16 protein-coding genes are annotated in these 18,068 nt (G+C 68.0%); 11 read left to right on the forward strand and 5 right to left on the reverse strand.

The window, feature by feature from the left end:
• Positions 1–8 precede the first annotated feature (8 nt).
• The gene (locus ACF8ML_RS13420; RefSeq protein ID WP_392407227.1) at positions 9–1,721 is read right to left on the reverse strand and encodes a carboxylesterase/lipase family protein; all 1,713 of its coding nucleotides are present in this window, start codon (positions 1,719–1,721) and stop codon (positions 9–11) included.
• Between the two features lie 187 nt (positions 1,722–1,908).
• On the opposite strand from ACF8ML_RS13420, the gene ACF8ML_RS13425 reads away from it, so the two are divergent.
• The 6 genes from ACF8ML_RS13425 to ACF8ML_RS13450 all read left to right on the forward strand — a co-directional run bounded on the left by ACF8ML_RS13425 (position 1,909) and on the right by ACF8ML_RS13450 (position 6,810).
• Positions 1,909–2,925: an AraC family transcriptional regulator gene (locus tag ACF8ML_RS13425; RefSeq protein ID WP_047327614.1), complete on the forward strand. Its 1,017-nt coding sequence runs from the start codon at positions 1,909–1,911 to the stop codon at positions 2,923–2,925.
• A gap of 69 nt (positions 2,926–2,994) precedes the next feature.
• The gene (locus ACF8ML_RS13430) at positions 2,995–4,527 is read left to right on the forward strand and encodes a YdiU family protein (protein ID WP_392407228.1); all 1,533 of its coding nucleotides are present in this window, start codon (positions 2,995–2,997) and stop codon (positions 4,525–4,527) included.
• Positions 4,524–4,937: a peptide-methionine (R)-S-oxide reductase MsrB gene (msrB, locus tag ACF8ML_RS13435; protein WP_016446744.1), complete on the forward strand. Its 414-nt coding sequence runs from the start codon at positions 4,524–4,526 to the stop codon at positions 4,935–4,937. The genes ACF8ML_RS13430 and msrB overlap by 4 nt, the downstream gene beginning before the upstream one ends.
• Before the next feature lie 128 nt (positions 4,938–5,065).
• Positions 5,066–5,665 (forward strand): septation protein A, encoded by a 600-nt coding sequence (locus ACF8ML_RS13440; protein ID WP_034392671.1) that lies wholly within the window; start codon positions 5,066–5,068, stop codon positions 5,663–5,665.
• Positions 5,662–5,943 (forward strand): BolA family transcriptional regulator, encoded by a 282-nt coding sequence (locus tag ACF8ML_RS13445; protein ID WP_013802780.1) that lies wholly within the window; start codon positions 5,662–5,664, stop codon positions 5,941–5,943. The genes ACF8ML_RS13440 and ACF8ML_RS13445 overlap by 4 nt, the downstream gene beginning before the upstream one ends.
• Positions 5,944–6,024: 81 nt before the next feature.
• Positions 6,025–6,810, forward strand: coding sequence for a peptidylprolyl isomerase (locus tag ACF8ML_RS13450; protein WP_016446742.1), 786 nt, complete (start codon positions 6,025–6,027; stop codon positions 6,808–6,810).
• A gap of 187 nt (positions 6,811–6,997) precedes the next feature.
• Here the strand turns inward: ACF8ML_RS13450 and ACF8ML_RS13455 are convergent, their stop codons facing one another.
• Together ACF8ML_RS13455 and ACF8ML_RS13460 are read right to left on the reverse strand one after the other, a co-directional pair.
• A complete protein-coding gene (locus ACF8ML_RS13455) occupies positions 6,998–9,199 on the reverse strand; it encodes a TonB-dependent receptor (RefSeq protein ID WP_392407231.1) in 2,202 nt (733 codons plus the stop codon).
• Positions 9,200–9,314: 115 nt separating this feature from the next.
• Positions 9,315–10,094: an ankyrin repeat domain-containing protein gene (locus ACF8ML_RS13460; RefSeq protein ID WP_392407232.1), complete on the reverse strand. Its 780-nt coding sequence runs from the start codon at positions 10,092–10,094 to the stop codon at positions 9,315–9,317.
• A 196-nt stretch (positions 10,095–10,290) separates the two neighbouring features.
• Between ACF8ML_RS13460 and ACF8ML_RS13465 the strand changes: the two genes are divergently transcribed.
• The gene (locus ACF8ML_RS13465) at positions 10,291–10,767 is read left to right on the forward strand and encodes an SH3 domain-containing protein (protein WP_026062660.1); all 477 of its coding nucleotides are present in this window, start codon (positions 10,291–10,293) and stop codon (positions 10,765–10,767) included.
• Positions 10,768–10,801: 34 nt separating this feature from the next.
• On the opposite strand, the gene thiD is transcribed toward ACF8ML_RS13465, so the two are convergent.
• Positions 10,802–11,683 (reverse strand): bifunctional hydroxymethylpyrimidine kinase/phosphomethylpyrimidine kinase, encoded by an 882-nt coding sequence (gene thiD / locus ACF8ML_RS13470; protein WP_392407233.1) that lies wholly within the window; start codon positions 11,681–11,683, stop codon positions 10,802–10,804.
• A 354-nt stretch (positions 11,684–12,037) separates the two neighbouring features.
• Between thiD and ACF8ML_RS13475 the strand changes: the two genes are divergently transcribed.
• The 4 genes from ACF8ML_RS13475 (at position 12,038) to thiE (ending at position 15,250) form a co-directional block, all read left to right on the forward strand.
• Entirely contained in the window at positions 12,038–13,156 is a 1,119-nt protein-coding gene (locus ACF8ML_RS13475) for an FAD-dependent oxidoreductase (RefSeq protein WP_080518239.1), read from the forward strand.
• A 119-nt stretch (positions 13,157–13,275) separates the two neighbouring features.
• Positions 13,276–13,473: a sulfur carrier protein ThiS gene (gene thiS, locus ACF8ML_RS13480; protein WP_012205130.1), complete on the forward strand. Its 198-nt coding sequence runs from the start codon at positions 13,276–13,278 to the stop codon at positions 13,471–13,473.
• Positions 13,474–13,505: 32 nt separating this feature from the next.
• Complete coding sequence (locus ACF8ML_RS13485; protein WP_016452920.1) at positions 13,506–14,315, forward strand: thiazole synthase; 810 nt, start codon at positions 13,506–13,508, stop codon at positions 14,313–14,315.
• An 11-nt stretch (positions 14,316–14,326) separates the two neighbouring features.
• Positions 14,327–15,250, forward strand: a complete 924-nt coding sequence (gene thiE / locus ACF8ML_RS13490; protein WP_016452921.1) for a thiamine phosphate synthase — start codon at positions 14,327–14,329, stop codon at positions 15,248–15,250.
• A gap of 64 nt (positions 15,251–15,314) precedes the next feature.
• On the opposite strand, the gene ACF8ML_RS13495 is transcribed toward thiE, so the two are convergent.
• Positions 15,315–17,978, reverse strand: coding sequence for a FimV family protein (locus ACF8ML_RS13495; RefSeq protein ID WP_392407234.1), 2,664 nt, complete (start codon positions 17,976–17,978; stop codon positions 15,315–15,317).
• Between the last annotated feature and the right edge of the window lie 90 nt (positions 17,979–18,068).

Genomic DNA, 18,068 nt, shown 5'->3' on the forward strand with positions numbered 1-18,068 from the left:
CTGCTCTCTCACTGCAGCCGGATGCTGGTCGCGCCCAGCTCGGCGTCGAAGACCAGGCTGGACGGCCAGGGCTTCCATGTCTGGCCCAGGGCCGCGTTCTGCGGGTCGCCCGTCTGCATGAAGGCCTTGAGGCTGGCCATCATGGCGTTCGACAGCGCCAGCCGCCCCGGTGCATTGGCCGTGCTGTTGGTCACGCGGGAGAACACGGATGGCCCGAAGTTGCCGAAGAGAAACGGCAGATCGAACGCATGGGCCGCGCCGTAGACCGTGTTCCAGGGCACGGGCTGGCGTGCCCAGTCAAAGCGGTAGCTCCAGACCTCGGCCTGCCGGGTGCGCAGTGTGTTGAGCAACTGGTCGCGGCTGGGGTCGGCGAACAGATGGGTCAGTTGCGCCATGCGGGCGTTGTAGCCGGTGACCGGCGTATCGACGGGCAGGTAGGCGGCATCGATGATGTCGGCCAGGCCCGGCGCGTTGGGCGACTGCGCATCGAAGGACTGCATCATGCGAAAGCGCGCCGCATCATCGATCCTGAAGCCCGGCTTGCCGCCCAGCGCCGCCAGCAGGGGCGCGAACAGCTTGCCCTCCTCGGCCGTGTAGCCGGCCATCACGGGCATGCGGTTGTATTGGCCCGCAGCCAGCGCGGCCATGGGATCGGTGGGCAGCAGCAGGCCGTCGGGAATCGGCCCTGCGCCCGTCAGGCCCTTGGCCACCAGGGTCTGCAGCAGCACGCGCGCATCCTTGCCGCGCAGGTAGGCCGCAATCTGCGCCGGTGTCCAGCCGGCAGCCACCGTGGCCGCAGCCGCCACATCGGCAGCCAGCCCATCGGCCACCATCAGATGGGCCAGCAGCAGCGCGGACTGGGTGGCGTAGGCCGACGCCGGCTTGAGCGTGGCCAGCACGCCGGCCGGCAGGTTGGACGGCAGCGACAGCCCGCCGCTGATTGGCACCAGCCTGTGGAACAGGCCGCGCGCCGACTCGGCCGCCAGCAGCGCCAGCACATTGGTGGCACCCGCCGACTGGCCCATGAGCGTGACATTGCCCGGATCGCCGCCAAAGCCCGCGATATTGCGCTGCACAAAACGCAACGCCTGCAGGTTGTCCAGCAGCGCGAAGTTGCCCGTGGCCGGCGCGCCGGCCTGCATCTGCGGCATGTGCATGTAGCCCAGGATGTCCAGCCGGTAGTTGGCCGTGACCACCACGGCATTGGCAGCGCGTGCCAGGGCCGCGCCGTCATACAGCGGATCGGCCGTATAGCCCGAGATGGCGCTGCCGCCGTGGATGAACACCAGCACCGGCAGCTTCTCGGCGCCGCTGGCCGGGCGCCAGATGTTGAGCGTCAGGCAGTCCTCGCTGCCCACGGGCTGGCCCAGGGTGGAGGCAATGGTGTCGTCGAAGCGGTTGTTGGCGCCCGGGCCGTACATGCGCCCGATCTGCAGGCAGGCATTGCCGAACTGGCGCGCCTCGCGCACGCCCTCCCAGGCCTTGGGCTCGGCCGGCGGCTGCCAGCGCAGCGCGCCCACGGGGGCCTGGGCAAAGGGCACGCCCTTCCAGTAATAGGTGCCCGTGGCGGCGCCGTCGTCCACGCCGCGCAAGGGGCCGTAGGCCGTCTCGCGCAGTTCGGGACCTCCGCCGCCCGAGCCGCCGCAGGCCGCGAGCCACAAAGCCATTGAAGCCACGGCCAGGCGTATGCCGCCAGCCATCCACCGCTGTCCTGTGCGCATGCTTGTCTCCTATGATTTTGGGGTTTCCCGTATGGGCCGTGCCCGGCCCTTGGGCCACACTGCGCAGTCGTTCGCCGCGCTGCAAAAATTCTAGGAACAGCGCGCCCGCACGCCGCTATCGCAACCAAGCCAAAAAAGTGACTTCAGAACGCAAAAGGCGCCCCGGACGGCCCAGGAAAACCCGGCCATGACAACGCAGCGCAGCAGCTCCGCCGCATGGGTGCGGGGCATCCTGGACATGATGGCCGCCGAGGGGCTGGCCGTGGAAAGGCTGAGTGAGGAGGCCAACATCGACCTTGCCGCACTGCAGCATTCGCAGACCCGCATCGATGTGGACCGCGTGAGCCGGCTGTGGGAGCTGGCAGTGGCGCAGTCGGCCAATCCCACGCTGGGCCTGGACCGGCAGCTGGCCGCGCGCCACGGCAACATCGACCTGGTGGGCTACTCGCTGGCTTCGAGCCCGCACCTGCTGGCGGGCTTTCGTGACCTGGAGCGCCACATGGCCGTGATCTCGGACGCCACCGCCTTCACGCTGGAGCGCGATGCGCGCGGCCACTGGCTGTCCATACACCACATCGGCGCCACGCGCGCCGTGCCACGCCAGCGCGTGGAGTTCGCCGTGCTCACGCTGCTGGTGCTGTGCAGCTGGCTGACGCGGCGCGAAGTCCAGCCGCTGGCCGTGGAATTCATGGCCCAGGCGCCCTCGCCCCTGCACGAGGCCCGCTACCGACAGGCCTTCGGCCTGCTGCCGCGCTTTGGCGAGCGCGCCAACCGCTTCCTGCTGTCGCAAGACGACCTGCTCGCGCCCATCCCGACGCACAACCCCGAACTGCTGGCCCTGCACGAAAAACTGGTCGAGTCCGAGCTGGACCAGCTGGGCCAGGCCGGCGTGGGCGCCCGCGTGCGCCATGAGATTGCGCGCCTGCTGCCCCAGGGCGAGCCGCGCCGCGAGGAAGTGGCCGCAGTGCTGGGCCTGACCGACCGTACCTTGCAGCGCCGCCTGCAGGCCGAGAGCACCAGCTACCAGCAATTGCTGGATGACACCCGCCGCGAGCTGGCCCGGCAGTACCTGGGCGAGCCGCGCCACAGCCTGGCCGAGGTGGCCGACCTGCTGGGCTTCGTGGACCAGAGCAACCTCTTTCGCGCCTGCCGCCGATGGTTCGGCATGCCGCCGGGCCAGTACCGGCAGCAACTGCGTGCGTGAATGCAGGCGGTGAATGCGCGCATGAACCTTGCGCCCCACGGGGCATAGGCGCTGGGGGACAATTCCCGCATGAACCTGCACGCTGCCGCCGAAGGCCGGGCTCCGGTGACCTCCCCGCGCCCTCCCATCTCCTGGCAAGACGGCTTCGCCGCCCTGGGCCCGGACTTCTTCACCCATCTGCGCCCCACGCCGCTGCCCGAGCCGCACTGGATCGCCACCAGCACCGGCACTGCCGAGCTGCTGGGCCTGGACCCGCAATGGCTGGCCTCCGATGAGGCCCTGCAGGCGCTCACCGGCAATACCGTGCTGCCCGGCAGCCATCCGCTGGCCAGCGTCTACAGCGGCCACCAGTTCGGTGTCTGGGCCGGCCAGCTCGGCGACGGCCGTGCCATCTTGCTGGGCGAGACCGCCTCGGGCCAGGAAATCCAGCTCAAGGGCGCGGGCCGCACGCCCTACTCGCGCATGGGCGACGGACGCGCCGTGCTGCGTTCGTCCATCCGTGAATTCCTGTGCAGCGAAGCCATGCACGCCCTGGGCATTCCCACCACGCGCGCGCTGAGCGTGACCGGATCGCCCGCCCCCATTCGCCGCGAAGAGATCGAGACCGCCGCCGTGGTGGCGCGCGTGGCGCCCAGCTTCATACGCTTTGGCCACTTCGAGCACTTTGCGGCGCGTGACCAGATGGCCCCTTTGCGCCAGCTGGCCGACTACGTGATCGACCGCCATTACCCCGAATGCCGCACGGCCGAGGCACTGGCCGGCAACGCCTACGCCAACTTCCTGCAGGCCGTGAGCGAGCGCACGGCGCGGCTGCTGGCGCACTGGCAGGCCGTGGGCTTTTGCCATGGCGTGATGAACACCGACAACATGAGCATCCTGGGCCTGACCATCGACTACGGTCCCTTCCAGTTCCTCGACGCCTTCGACCCCGGCCATATCTGCAACCACAGCGACACCCAGGGCCGCTACGCCTTCAACCGCCAGCCCCAGGTCGCGTACTGGAACCTGTACTGCCTGGGCCAGGCCCTGCTGCCGCTGATCGGCGAAGAGGAGCTGACCATTGCGGCGTTGGAGTCGTACAAGCAGGTGTTTCCGCAGGCCTATGGCTCTCTCATGCTGCGCAAGCTGGGCCTGCCCGAAGATGCTCCCGGCACGCCGCCTGCCAAGGCGCGCTTTGCCGCCCTGGTGAACCCGCTGCTGCAGCTCATGGCCGACAACGCCGTGGACTACACCATCTTCTTCAGCCGCCTGACCGATGCCGTGGCCACAGCCGGCGGCACCGAGCCCGACCTGGAGCCCGTGCGCGACCTGGTGCTGGACCGGCCCGCCTTCGACGCCTGGGCGGCAGGCTACGTACGGCAGCTTGCGACCGTGGATGGCACGGCAGCGGCCGCGCTGATGCAAGAATCGAATCCGCGCTTCGTGCTGCGCAACCACCTGGGAGAAATCACCATCCGCGCAGCCAAGGCGGGCGACTTCACCGCAGTGCGCCAGCTGCTGGCCGTGCTGCAGACCCCGTTCGCACCCCACGCCGAGCATGCCGAATGGGCAGGCTTCCCGCCCGACTGGGCTTCCTCCATCGAGATCAGCTGTTCATCATGAGCTTTCCCATCCACAAGACCGAGCAGGAATGGCAGGCCGAGCTGCAGGCCAAGGGCGCCGAGCCCGCCGCCTTCCAGGTGACGCGCCACGCGGCCACCGAGCGCCCCTTCACAGGCCGCTATGAGCAGTTCTGGGCCGATGGCAGCTACCACTGCATCTGCTGCGGCGCCAAGCTGTTCGACTCCGATACCAAGTTCGACGCCGGCTGCGGCTGGCCCAGCTTCGACCGCGCCATCCCAGGCGCCATCACCGAAATCGTGGACCGCAGCCATGGCATGGTGCGCACCGAGACTGTCTGCAGCCAGTGCGGCGCCCACCTCGGCCATGTGTTCCCCGATGGTCCCTCCGACACAGGGCTGCGCTACTGCATGAATTCCGCGTCGCTGGAATTCGAGCCGCCCAAGGCCTAGGCCCCAGGCCCGCAAAAACCCCAGCCGGCGCGGCCCTGCACCGATGCCGGGCCGCGCCGGCTGCGCCACAATGCGCCTGCCAAGCGCTCAGGCACCATGCCTGACTCCAAGCCCATCGAAATCTTCCAATGAAGTTACTGATCGACTTTTTCCCCATCATCCTGTTCTTCGTCGCCTTCAAGGTCTGGGGCATCTACACGGCCACGGCCGTGGCCATCGTCGCCACCATCGCGCAGATCGCCTACCTGCGCGTGCGCCATGGCAAGGTCGAGCCCATGCAATGGGTCAGCCTGGGCGTGATCGTGCTGTTCGGCGGCGCCACCTTGCTGGCCCACAACGACACCTTCATCAAGTGGAAGCCCACCGTGCTGTACTGGCTCATGGGCAGCGCCCTGTTAATAGGCCAGCTGGTGTTCCGCAAGAACCTGCTGCGCTCGGTCATGGGCGCACAGCTGCAACTGCCCGACAACGCATGGCGCACCCTGAACTGGAGCTGGGCGGCGTTCTTCGCGGTCATGGGCGCGCTCAACCTGGTCATCGCCTACCGCTTCGACACCGACACCTGGGTCAACTTCAAGCTGTTCGGCGGCATGGGGCTGATGCTGGTCTTCGTGATCGGACAGGCCATCTACATGAGCCGCTTCATGCAGGAAGACAAGGGCGAGGCAGCCGCCGCCACGCCCGACGCCCTGCCCCCGTCCGGCGTGCAACAGGACAAGCAGCCATGAGCGCACCCGCCCATCCACTGCCCATCACCGCCGAAGCCATGCAGGCCGTGCTGCGCGAGCGCCTCGCCCCCGATCACCTGGAAGTGATCGACGAAAGCCACCAGCACGCCGGCCATGTGGGAGCCAACGGCACCGGCTTCGGCACGCATTTCCGCGTGCGCATTGCGTCACCTTTGTTTCAAGGCAAGCCGCGCGTGGCACGCCACCGCCTTGTGTATGATGCGCTGCAAGAATTCATTGACCAGGGCGCTCACGCCATCGCCATCGAGGTTCTTTGAACTTTTACAGGCTCCGAAGATTCGGAGCCTGTTGCGTATCCACGCTATAGAATCAATTTTTCCTTCATCTCTGGAATTCGCATGAAAAAACAGCTTCTGACCAGCCTGGTGACTGCCGCCGTGCTGAGCACCGCAGCCCTGTCCGCCTCGGCCCAGAACATCGCCGTCGTCAACGGCAAGGCTGTGCCCAAGGCACGCGCCGAAGTGCTCAAGCAGCAGATCGAGCAAAGCGGCCGCCCCGTCACGCCCGAGATGGAAGGGCAGATCAAGGAAGAAGTCATCGCCCGCGAGATCTTCATGCAGGAAGCCAACAAGCGCGGCCTGGCCAACAGCGAAGCCTACAAGCAGCAGATGGAACTGGCCCGCCAGACCATCCTGATCCGTTCGCTGTTCGAAGACTTCCAGAAGAAGAACCCCGTGACCGACGCCGAAGCCAAGGCCGAGTACGACAAGGCCGTCGCTGCCAACAGCGGCAAGGAATACAAGGCCAGCCACATCCTGGTCGAGTCGGAAGACCGCGCCAAGGCCATCATTGCCGAGATCAAGGCCGGCAAGAAGTTCGAAGACATCGCCAAGAAGGAGTCCAAGGACCCCGGATCCGGCGCCCGTGGCGGTGACCTCGACTGGGCCAACCCCGGCAACTACGTGCCCGAGTTCTCCGAAGCCCTGATCAAGCTCGAAAAGGGCGGCATGACACAGGAGCCGGTCAAGAGCCAGTTCGGCTACCACATCATCCGCCAGGACGACGTGCGCCAGGCAGAACTGCCCAAGTTCGAGGAAGTCAAGCCCCAGATCGTGCAGCAGCTGCAACAGCAAAAGCTGGCGCAATTCCAGGAATCGCTGCGCGAAAAGGCCAAGATCCAGTAAGATGCTTGCGTGTCGGCGGTTTTTGCCGTCGGCCTGACCATCACCAGCCCGCCTTGTGCGGGCTCTTTTTTTGCCCCCAGGCAAGGTGGCCGCCAAATAAAAAAGCTGCCCCTGGGGGCAGCCCGATTCAAGCCTGATTCATCCTGTCCCGGCGCCCACGGCACCGGAGACCAGGCCATCGTGCTTCTCAGAACTGGTAGAGCGCGGTCAATCTGACCGTGCGACCCTCTCCGTGCTCCACGGCCGAAGAACGCGACTGCTCGCCCAGGCGCTGGCGCACGCCGGCCACATAGGCCTTGTTGCCGATGTTGTCGAGATTGAGCCTGAGCTTCCATTGCCGGTTGAGTTCATAGCCGACCATGGCGCTGTGCACCCAGTAAGCGGACAGCTTGCCGTCGCCGGCCGAGGTGACATTGCGCGTGCCGACGAAGCGCGCGCCATAGCCCACCGTCCAGCCCTGCGGCAGCGCATAGGTGGTCCACAGGTTCAGCGAATGGCGCGGCGTATTGCCCAGCGCCTGGCCCACACGCGCAGGCTCGTTCAATGACTTGAGGGTCTTGCTGGCCATGAAGGTGTAGTTGGCGAAGAGGTCCCATTGCGGAGTCACCTTGCCTGCAGCCCCGAGTTCCAGCCCCCGCACGCGCTGCTCACCGGCCAGCAGATAGCTGCCATCGGCCATCTGCTCTCGGGCATTGGTCTTGTCCACCTGGAACAGCGCGGCTGTCAGCGCCAGCTGGCGGTCTCGCACATCCCACTTGGTTCCCAGCTCCAGGCTGGTGTTCTTCTCGGGCGCCAGCGAGGCCGTGGCCGCATCCAGGCCGGAACCATTGGAGACCAGGAATTCCGCGGAGGGGTTGAAAGCCGTGCCATAGGCCAGGTAGATGCGGCCGTTGTCGGCGGGCTTGAAGCTCAGGGCGGTGCGGCCGCTGAGCCGGCCGTCGGAGCTGTCCACCGCGGTGCGCACGCCAGCGGCCGTTGTGGCGTTGGAGCGCCCGTCGATCCAGTCATAGCGCAGGCCCAGGTTCAGATCCCAGCGCGGCCCCAGCGCAATGGAGTCGGTGGCATACAGCGCGCGGGTGTCCAGGCGGGTTTCGTTCCTTCCGCTGTTTTGCAGATCCGTGGTGCCCGTCCAGTATCCGGGCGGACGGGCCAGCGGATAGCCGCCGGCCGGGAACTGCCGGTTGATGCTGTAGGAAGAGGTGGTGCGGTCATAGGTCTCGCGTGCGATCTCGAAGCCCGTGACCAGCGTATGCCCCAGCACGCCTGTGTCGAAGCGCTGGGTCAGGTTGGTCTGGTTGATCCACAGGGTGGTGGCCGCATCGCGGCCATAGGCCTGCGGACCTGCGGGCCGGTAGTAGCCAGGCTGCATGCCCCTCAGATCGACATGCGAGGCCGAGATCACGGTATCGCGGCTCAGCCGCGAGTAGCGCGAGAGGTTCTGCAGCTTGGCGCCCGAGGCGAAGTCATGCTCGATCTTCGCGGTCAGGGCATCCTGGCTGATCTTTTCGCGGTCAAGGTTGCGCCAGCCGAAATAGGCATTGCGCGAGACGCCATCGAGCATCTTGCCGCGAAAGGCCGGCACGCCATAGTCGGGAAGATTGTCATCGCTCTGATGGAAGAAGCCGAGGGTCAGGCGCGTGGGCGAATTCAGCCCCAGGGCCAGCGAGGGCGCCACGCCCCAGCGCCGCTTGAAGATGGCATTGCGCCCCGCCACGTCGCTGTCATGGCCCATGAGGTTCAGGCGCATGGCAGCCTTGCCGCCAGCCAGCACCCTGTTGGTGTCGAGCGTGAGGCGCCGGTAGCTGGCCGTGCCCAGGCCAGCGTCGGCCTCGGTGAAGTCATGGGCCTTGGGCTGCTTGCTGATCATGTTGATGCTGCCGCCCGAGGTGCCCGCGCCGCCGAAGACCGAGTTGGGTCCCTTGATGACCTCGACGGATTGCGTGTTGAAGAGATCGCTTCGGCTCTTCTGCCCACTGTCGCGCAGCCCGTCGATCTGCAGGTTGGCGTTGGCGCTGAAGCCGCGGATGTTGATGCTGTCGCCCGAGCCTGCACCGCCCTCGCCCGCATTGAAGGTGATGCCGGACACATTGGACAGCGCCTGCTGCAGGCTCAGGGCGTTTTGCTCCTGCAGCACCTGCCCGGGCACCACGGTGATGGTCTGCGGCACATCCAGCAGCGGCTTGGCGTACTTGACCGAGTCGGATGCCTCGGTGCGCGAGCCGGTGGAGCGCTGCCCGGAGACGGTCAAGGGCGCCAACTGCACCTGACGCTCATCGGCAGTGGCGTCCTGCGCATAAGCGGGCGTGACCAGCGCCGCAGCGAACACCGAAAAAAGGCACGACTGGGGGCCGGAGACGAAGGGTCGAGATAGCAAATGTGCTGTGCGCATGGCAAAGATCCACGTTGAAAATGGGAATCATTTGCAACGCAGCCTTTCCAAAGCAATCAGACCCGTCTGAATCTGGCGCATCACCCCTGGTTTCAGGCGTTCTCGCTTGCGCCGATCAGCGCGCTCCCGCCTCCTGCAGCAGGCGCTCCACCTCATGCTGGCTGCGCTGGCGGGCGTGGACGACGGCGGTCACGCCATCCTTGTCGGGCAGATTGAGATCGGCCCTGGCCGCGATCAGCTGGCGGACGATGTCCTGGTAGCGCGGGCCTCCGTCGCCCAGCAAAACGGCTTCGAGCAGGCAGGTCCAGCCCAGCCGGTTCACATGGTCGGCCCGTACACCTGCGGCCAGCAGGGCCTGCACGGTATCGACGTGGCCGCGCTCGCAGGCCGGGATCAGCGCCGTGCCGCCGTAGCGGTTGGTGCTTTGCAGATCGGCGCCGTACGACAGCGTCATGCGCAGTATCTCCAGGCGGCCCAGGGCACCGGCCAGCAGATAGGCACTGTCCTGCAGGTTATTCTTGAGATTGGGGTTGGCCCCATGGACCAGCAGCGAGCGCGCGACTTCCACATGGTTGCCGCGCACGGCCAGCAGCAGCGGCGTATTGCCCTGCCGGTCACGCACATCGACAGGTGCGCCGCGCTTGAGCCAGTCGCGTACCTGCAGCGCCTCGCCGGCCTGGGCGGCCGCCAGCAGCGCGGGGCCGAATTCCGGGCGATTCACCGCACCCTCCTGCGCCCTGGCCGCATCGCGGCCCTCGGCGGCTGTGGCCACAGCCTGCGCCTCCTGCGCCTGCGTCTCTTGTCCCTGCGCATCCGCCAGTCCCGCGGCAAGACAGGCCGTCAGGATTGCAGCGTGCCGGACATGAGCGCCGGATCGGGAAACAGCATGGTGCATACAAGCCCTCCTGGAAAACACGGTTGTGCGGCAAGCGTAAGGCAAGCTTGCCCGGTTGCGCATGAAGCCGGGGCGTCGCACGTCAGTTTCATTCAGGAACTATAGCTACATCGCCTGATCCCACGCGCTTTCCCCGGGCTTGCGCCGGAAAGTCTTCGCGCGCCAGCCTTTCTCAAACGAAAGGAGACCTGTTCCCGTGTCTTGCAACAAAAGCCGTGCCGCCCGCTGGATGGCCGCAGCCGCCACCGCCCTCGCCGTCCTCACCACCACCCTGGCCCCGGCCGCCGCCCATGCGCGCGAGTTCGTCAGCGTCAAGGGCGCCAGCGTCAATGTGCGGCAGCAGCCCACCACGCGCTCGGCCACGCTGTGGGAACTGGGCAAGGGCTATCCGCTGCAGGTGGTGCAGCGCAAGGGCCAGTGGCTGCGCGTCAGGGACAACGAGAGCACGCTGGGCTGGGTGCATGCGCCGCTGACCGGCAAGACCCCGCACATGGTGGTGACCGGGCGCACCGCCAATCTGCGCGCAGGCCCGGGCCAGAAACACCGCGTGGTGGGCAAGCTGGCTGAGCTGGAGGTGGTGCGCACGCTCAAGAAGCAGGGCTCCTGGGCGCATGTCCAGCGCGACAACGGCCAAAAGGGCTGGGTGGCGCGCAGCCTGACCTGGGGCTGGTGACCTGGGCTGATTACCTGGACGTCTGGCTGGACGTTCAGCCGTTGACCACGACCTGCGTGCGCGGCGCATAGCCGTGGTTCAGCGGACCGTGGCCGGCGCCCGTGAACACATCGGCACCGGCCGCAATCGCGCCCAGGATGTACTCGCGCGCCTGGGCCACGGCCGCCTCCAGCGGCAGGCCCAGCGCCAGGTGCGAGGCAATCGCCGAAGACAGCGTGCAGCCCGTGCCATGGCCGTTGTGCGTGGCAATGCGCTGCGACTGCAGGCGCAGCCGCTGGCCGTTGCCATGGCCCAGCAGGTCCACCACCAGATCGCCGGACAGATGCCCGCCCTTGAGCAATGCGGCCGGCGCGCCCAGCGCCAGCAGTTCCTGCACGGCGCCGTCCAGTGCGTCTATGCCATCAATGGAGTGGCCCAGCAGCAGCGCCGCCTCGTCCAGATTGGGCGTGACCACGGTGGCCAGGGGGAACAGTTCGCGCACCAGCACGGAGGCGGTTTCCGGCGCGATCAGCCGGTCGCCGCTGGTGGCCACCATCACGGGGTCCAGCACCACGTTGCGCAGCTGGTGGCGGCGGATGGCATCGGCCACCACCTGCACCACCTCGGGCGTGGCCAGCATGCCGATCTTGACGGCGTCGGCGCCGATGTCCTCGACCACCGCATCGATCTGCCCGCGCAGTATGTCCACGGGAATGCCGTGGATGCCGCTGACGCCCAGCGTGTTCTGCACGGTGATGGCCGTGATGGCCGTCATGCCGTAGCAGCCCAGGGCGCTGCAGGTCTTGAGGTCGGCCTGTATGCCGGCGCCGCCGCCGCTGTCGGAGCCCGCGATGATGAGCACGCGTGCATAGCGCTTGCGCGCGGCGGGAGCCGGTTCGGGGGATGCGGCGGTCGAAGGGGAGTGGTCGGCAGTCATGGGCGAAAATTATCACCCATGCGCATGGTCAATACCGGCAGCTGCGGGATGTGCTGTAATGCCTGCTGACGGACGAAACAGGGGTGTCCCGTCGGTGAAACAGGGCCTGGCCCGCCTCGCCGATGCGTGACTGAGAAACACCCTGGGGCCCCGGGGCGACCAGCCCCCTGCCGCACAAGCCTGCACCACAGGCACCTTGCCGCGCAGCGCCCCTGCACCCGATCCAGGTCATGCTGGCGTGGGGAGTTTCAATCAATCGGGGTGGTACGCCGCGTTTTGTCCAGCACATGCCCTGTGCGCGGACAGCCGGCCGGCAGTCCCACGGGCATGGGCGCACTTGACCACCAGATGCACATGTCCGTTCTACAAGCTTCTTCCCGCATCGCCATTCTGGGCGGCGGCCTCATGGGCCGGCTGCTGGCATTGGCGCTGGCCCGTCGCGGCCACGGCATCGCCGTGTACGACGCCCACGGCCCCGAAGGCGATGGCGCAGCGGCCCGCGTGGCCGCCGCCATGCTCGCGCCCCTGGCCGAATCGGCCATCACCGAGCCCGGCGTGGTGCGCATGGGCCAGCACGGCCTGACGCGCTGGCCCGAACTGCTGGCCCAGCTCGATGCGCCCGTGTTCTTCCAGCAAAACGGCACCCTCATCCTCTGGCACCGCCAGGACGCGGGCGATGCCCAGCGCTTTTTCGGCCTGCTGGAGAAAAACCGCCGCATCAACCCCAGCCTTCCCGCGCTGCAGCCGCTGGCCGACCAGGCCCTGCACGACTGCGAGCCCGCGCTTGAGCGGCGCTTCGCCCAGGCCATGTACCTGCAGGGCGAAGGCCAGCTCGACAACCGCCAGCTGCTGGCCTCACTCCACGCCACGCTGACCCGCCTGGGCGTGGAGCAGCACTGGAACCAGCCGCGCGAGCTGGCCGACTTCCGTCCCGGCACGCCGGGCCAGCCCGACTGGGTGCTGGACTGCCGGGGCCTGGGCGCACGCGGCCAGTGGCCTGCGCTGCGCGGCGTGCGCGGCGAGGTGGTGCGCATCCACGCGCCCGAGGTCACGCTGCAGCGGCCCACGCGCCTGATCCATCCGCGCTACCCGATCTACATTGCGCCCAAGGAGGACCACCTCTTCGTCATCGGCGCCACCGAGATCGAGTCCGACGACATGTCGCCGGCCAGCGTGCGCTCCACGCTGGAGCTGCTGAGTGCCGCCTACACCGTGCATCCGGGTTTTGCCGAGGGCCGCATCGTCGAGATCGCCACCCAGTGCCGCCCCACCCTGCCCGACAATCTGCCGGCCGTGCGCTGGAGCGCGCCGCGCGTGATGGAGGTCAACGGCCTGTACCGCCATGGCTTCATGATCGCGCCGGCCATGCTGGACGTGGTGCTGGAGCTGCTCGACAGCGGTGATTCCGAACTGGCCCGCCGCTTCGATGTTGCCGTCGAGCATGCGCCATCGCAGCACAAGGCAGCCGCCTGAACGGCACGCACGGCACTTTCACGCACAACAGACCGGACATGCATGCAGGGCCGCCAGCCCCGGCCCTGCCTAAGATCGAACAAGCCTCCGTACCCGCCTTTCGTTTCCCCTCAGCCGCCATGAACATCACCATCAACCAGCAAGCGACCGAACTGAGCGACGGAGCCACCGTGGCCGACGCGCTGGCCCAGCTTGCGCCGCGCCCGCCCTTTGCCGTGGCCATCAACACCGTCTTCGTGCCCAAGGCCCGCTATGCCGAACAGGCGCTGAACGACGGCGACCGCCTCGAAGTGATCTCGCCGGTGACCGGCGGCTGATGCCCCATCCGACTCTCCCATTGCCTCACGCCATGACGACTTCCGCCCCTTCCTCCGACGACAGCCTGGTCCTGTACGGCCAGCGCTTTGACAGCCGCCTGCTGCTGGGCACCTCCCGCTACCCCTCGCCCGCCGTGCTGGAAGCTGCCGTGCAGCGTGCCCGCCCCGCCATGGTCACGGCCTCGCTGCGCCGCCAGGGCAGCAATGCCGCCGAGACCGGTGCCAGCTTCTGGGAATTGCTCAAGAAGCTGGCCGTGCCCGTGCTGCCCAACACGGCCGGCTGCATGACCGTGCAGGAAGCCGTGACCACGGCCCAGATGGCACGCGAAGTCTTCGAGACCCCCTGGATCAAGCTGGAGCTGATCGGCGACGACTACACCCTGCAGCCCGACACGCTGAACCTGGTCGAGGCAGCCTCCATCCTCATCAAGGACGGCTTCCAGGTCCTGCCCTACACCACCGAGGACCTGGTGCTGTGCCAGCGCCTGGTGGATGTGGGCTGCCAGGCCGTCATGCCCTGGGCAGCGCCCATCGGCACGGGCCGCGGCCCCGTCAACCCCTATGCCATGCAGACGCTGCGCGAGCGCCTGAAGGTGCCGCTGATCGTGGATGCGGGCCTGGGCCGCCCCTCGCACGCCTGCCAGGTCATGGAATGGGGCTATGACGCCGTGCTGCTGAACACGGCCGTGGCCTTGTCCGAAGATCCCGTCGCCATGGCCGGCGCCTTTGCCGACGCCGTGAACGCCGGCCACGCCGCCCACCGCGCCGGCGCCATGGCCGAGCAATCAGCCGCCCAGCCCAGCACGCCCGTGCTGGGCACGCCGTTCTGGCACCACGGCTGAGGAGACCGGCCATGAGCAACGACTCCATCCAGTCCTGGGCAGATGCCATCGTGCGCCTGCACGGCGCCACCTTTGCCCCTGAAGGCTCCGCCCTGCCCTCGCAGCCCGTGCCGCAGGCACAGCGCCAGGAGCCGGCCTATCTTGCGGCGCTGCAGGCCTGCAGCGCCCTGGGTTTCATCGCCATCGACGCCGAGACGCTGGCCTGCGCCTGGCAAGCGCAGACGCTGCGCAGGGGCCGCTTCGAGGCCACGCTATGGCCCGACGATCCGCGCGACTTCGGCCTGGAGGGCGCCGATCCCGCACTGGCCTTCCCGGGGTGCCCAAGGTCCCTGGGCCTTTACGGCGTGCTGCCCGATGCGCAATGGGTGGGCCGCATGGCCCGCGCCGGTGTGCCCACCGTGCAGCTGCGCTTCAAGTCCGAGGACCGCGACGCCATCGCGCGCGAAGTGCGCGCCGCCGTGGCTGCCGTGGAAGGCACGGGCGCCCTGCTCTTCATCAACGACCACTGGCGCGAGGCCATCGATGCCGGCGCCTATGGCGTGCATGTGGGCCAGGAAGACCTGGATGCGCTGGCCGGCGCCGACCTGCAGGCCATCCACGCCTCGGGCCTGCGCCTGGGCGTGAGCACGCATGGCTATGCCGAAATGGTGCGCGCCCACGCGGTGCAGCCCAGCTACATCGCGCTGGGCGCCGTCTTCCCCACCACGCTCAAGAAGATGGCCACGGCTCCGCAGGGCCTGGCGCGCCTGGGCGCCTATGTGCGCCTGATGCAGCGCTATCCGCTGGTGGCCATCGGCGGCATCTCAGCCGACCAGTTCCCGGCCGTGCGCGCCACGGGCGTGGGCTCGGTGGCCGTGGTGCGGGCACTGGTCAATGCCGAGGACCCGGAAGCGGCGGCGCAGCAGTTGCTCGCAAGCATGCAGGCTGCGGACTGAGCCTTTGCGGGACCACACATCAAAAAAGGGAGCATCTGCTCCCTTTTTTGCATGTGCACCTGGCTCAGTCCTTGGACGGCTCCTTGCCTTCACCCTGCGGCGACGGAGCCTGTGGCGAGGTCCGAAAGGCCGGGTCGGTCTCGCGCGACAGGAGCATGTCCACCGAGCGGCTCAAGGGCTCGTCCAGGCCGCGGTGATCGCGAAGGGTTTCGGGCGGTTGCAGTTCCCAGTTCTCCAGCGCCAGATCCATGCTCAGCGGCGCCTTGAGATTGTGCTCGCTGAAGCCCACGGGGCCTGAGCCGGGCGCCGACAGCACCACGGGCGGAAAGCGCGAAGGCACGTCCACCGTGGGCAGTTCATCCTCGCCCAGCGCGGTGAGGTCTATGTCCAGCAGCGGTGCCGCCGCATCGTGGATGAAGGACGGCGTCTCGCTCAGCGGAACGGCACGCACCTGGCCGGCAGGCAGCTGGCCTGCCTGATCCAGGTCGAAGTCCAGCGGCTGCATTTCAAACTGCAGCGGCGCGGACAGGGAGTCCGGCGCGCGGCTGTCGGCAGCCTTCTCACCGGCTGTACCGGAGACCACGGACAGCGCCTGCGTGTCCATGGGCGTGAACTCCAGGCCCGGATCCTGCGGCGACAGGGAAGAGGCAGCCTGCTGCGGCGCGGCCTCTACCGGAGGCGGTTGCAGCTCGGCCATCCAATCCACATCCATGAAGGCGGCAGCGGCGGCCGGTGCGGGAGCGGGTTCCGCGGCCGATGCGAGGACGGCTGCGCCGGCCGTGGCTGCGCCGGCTGCGGCCGTGCCCGCCACCATGCGCGGCGTGGTGCGCTCGCGCGGGCCGGGCTCGCCGCGCGTTCCGGCAGGCGAGGTGCGCGCGATGGACAGCAGCAGCAGCAGGTCATCGAAAGCGGCCAGGTCGAAGGGGGCTGGCGCATCGGGGTCGGGTGCACCGTCCTGCTTGAACAGGTAGTGCGCCAGGCAGTCCTCGACCTCGTCCACAGGCCACAGCGCCTCGATGCGTGCCAGCTGCTCGGGATAGCCCTGCAGCAGGCTGCTGCCCTTGTCGGTGAAGCCCGGCATGGCCGGCACGCGGGCGTTGAAATGCTTGGCAAAGCGGGCGCGCAGCTGGTCGAAGTCGTCTCGGCGGCTCAGCGTGTAGTACAGGTGCAGCAGCTCCAGATAGGCCAGCGGCGAGGAATCCTCATGCGTGGCGATGTGCGAGCGCAGCAGCTCGATGGCCTGCTGGTGCTCGCCCACCGAGATGAAGAATTCCGCCTGCTGCTGCACGTCGAACATTTCGCCGGGCTGCACCATGCGCCGGGCCTTGATGGCCTCGGGCGCAGGCGAGCGCGCTGCGGTCTTCTCGCCCTCCGGCTCGGGCAGCTCGGCCTGCACGGACACAGGCACGGGAATGGTGGCCGGGCCGAAATCGCCGGGGTCCACGTCCTCATGCAGCTCGTAGGTCACGCCAGGGCGCATCTGCGCGCCGCGCTGCACATAGGGCGAGGCCAGGGTATCCGGGCCACGGCGATCATCCGGCGACGGCGCAGGCCGGTGTTCACGCAGGCTGGGTGCCATGGGCCGCGTGGGCCGATGGGGGTCCAGGGAATGCGGCAGGGTGTTGATCCCGTCATCGTGCGAATGCGGCGGGCTCGAGGGCACGGGGTCCTGCGACGAACGCTCCACCGATTCCCGCCAGGCATCCGGCTCGCGCGAGAACAGCGAGGCGCCCGAGCGCATTTTCCAGGCCATCCATGCGATCACGGCCACGGCGGCGATCAGCGCCAGCAGCAGCGCATTGAACAGCCACGACGAGCCGCCCGACTCCTGGCGCATGGCCTCCAGTTCGGCCCGTAGCTGGGCCAGTTGCCCACGGTCGGCGGTGTCGCGCTTCTTGAAGGCCGCCATTTCGGCCTCCAGCGCCTGCACGCGCTTGTTGGCCTCGGCCAGCTGCTCGCTGCCCGCATCGAACATGGGAGCCGCAGATGCGGCGGCGCCCTCGGGTGTCCCGGGTGTTCCGGCTGCGCCCGGGGTGCCGCCCGTGCCCAGCCATTCCTCCACCGGCTCCATGCGCAGGCGCGGTTCTATGCGCAGGCCCGCCTGCAACTGCCCGGCCTGGGCCCGGGCGGTCACGCCCACGGGCGGCCTGGATTTCTCGGCCGCCGCCTTGGGTTTGGCCTGGGGCCTTGGCTGTGTCTTTGGCTTGGACTGGGGTTTCGGTTCCTTGGCAACGGGCACCGCTGCGGGCCTGGAATCGGAACGGGCGCTGCGGCCAGCGGCCGGGCGGGAGGAAGTCGAAGATGGGTCGGAAGCGGCTCCCGCTGCCCCCGCTGCACCTGCAGCACCGGCACCCGCGGCCGCCAGCGCCGGCTGGGCTGCCGCCAGCTCCCGCACATTGATGGGCTGATTGCCCGTGGCATCCACCGACTCGGGCAGCTGCGCCAGCAGCGTGTAGCTGCGGCTGATGCCGCCGCCTTCGCAGCCGGCCCAGAGCTTGAGCGTCACCACGGGCTCGTCCACCGTGTAGCTGGCCTGCACACGAACCGCCTTGCCCGATGTGGTCGGGCTGACGCGCACACGCGAGGATTCGATGGGCCTGTCACCGGCCAGCAGCTCGGCGCGCACGCAGGAGCTGCCGGCGTCATTTCCGCTATCGGGCTGCAAGCCCACCACCAGGTCGAACGGAGCGCCCAGCACCACGTTGCCCCGGGGACTGCCCAACGACAATGCGGACGCGTTCCAGGCCATGGAGGACAGGGCGACGCCGAGAATGGTGCTACAAATTCTCACATCAGCCTTTCTTTGAACGCTTGCATT

Origin of the sequence: Delftia sp. WSY_10 (genome assembly GCF_043104705.1) — a bacterium.
In the GTDB taxonomy this organism is placed as follows: domain Bacteria; phylum Pseudomonadota; class Gammaproteobacteria; order Burkholderiales; family Burkholderiaceae_C; genus Comamonas; species Comamonas tsuruhatensis.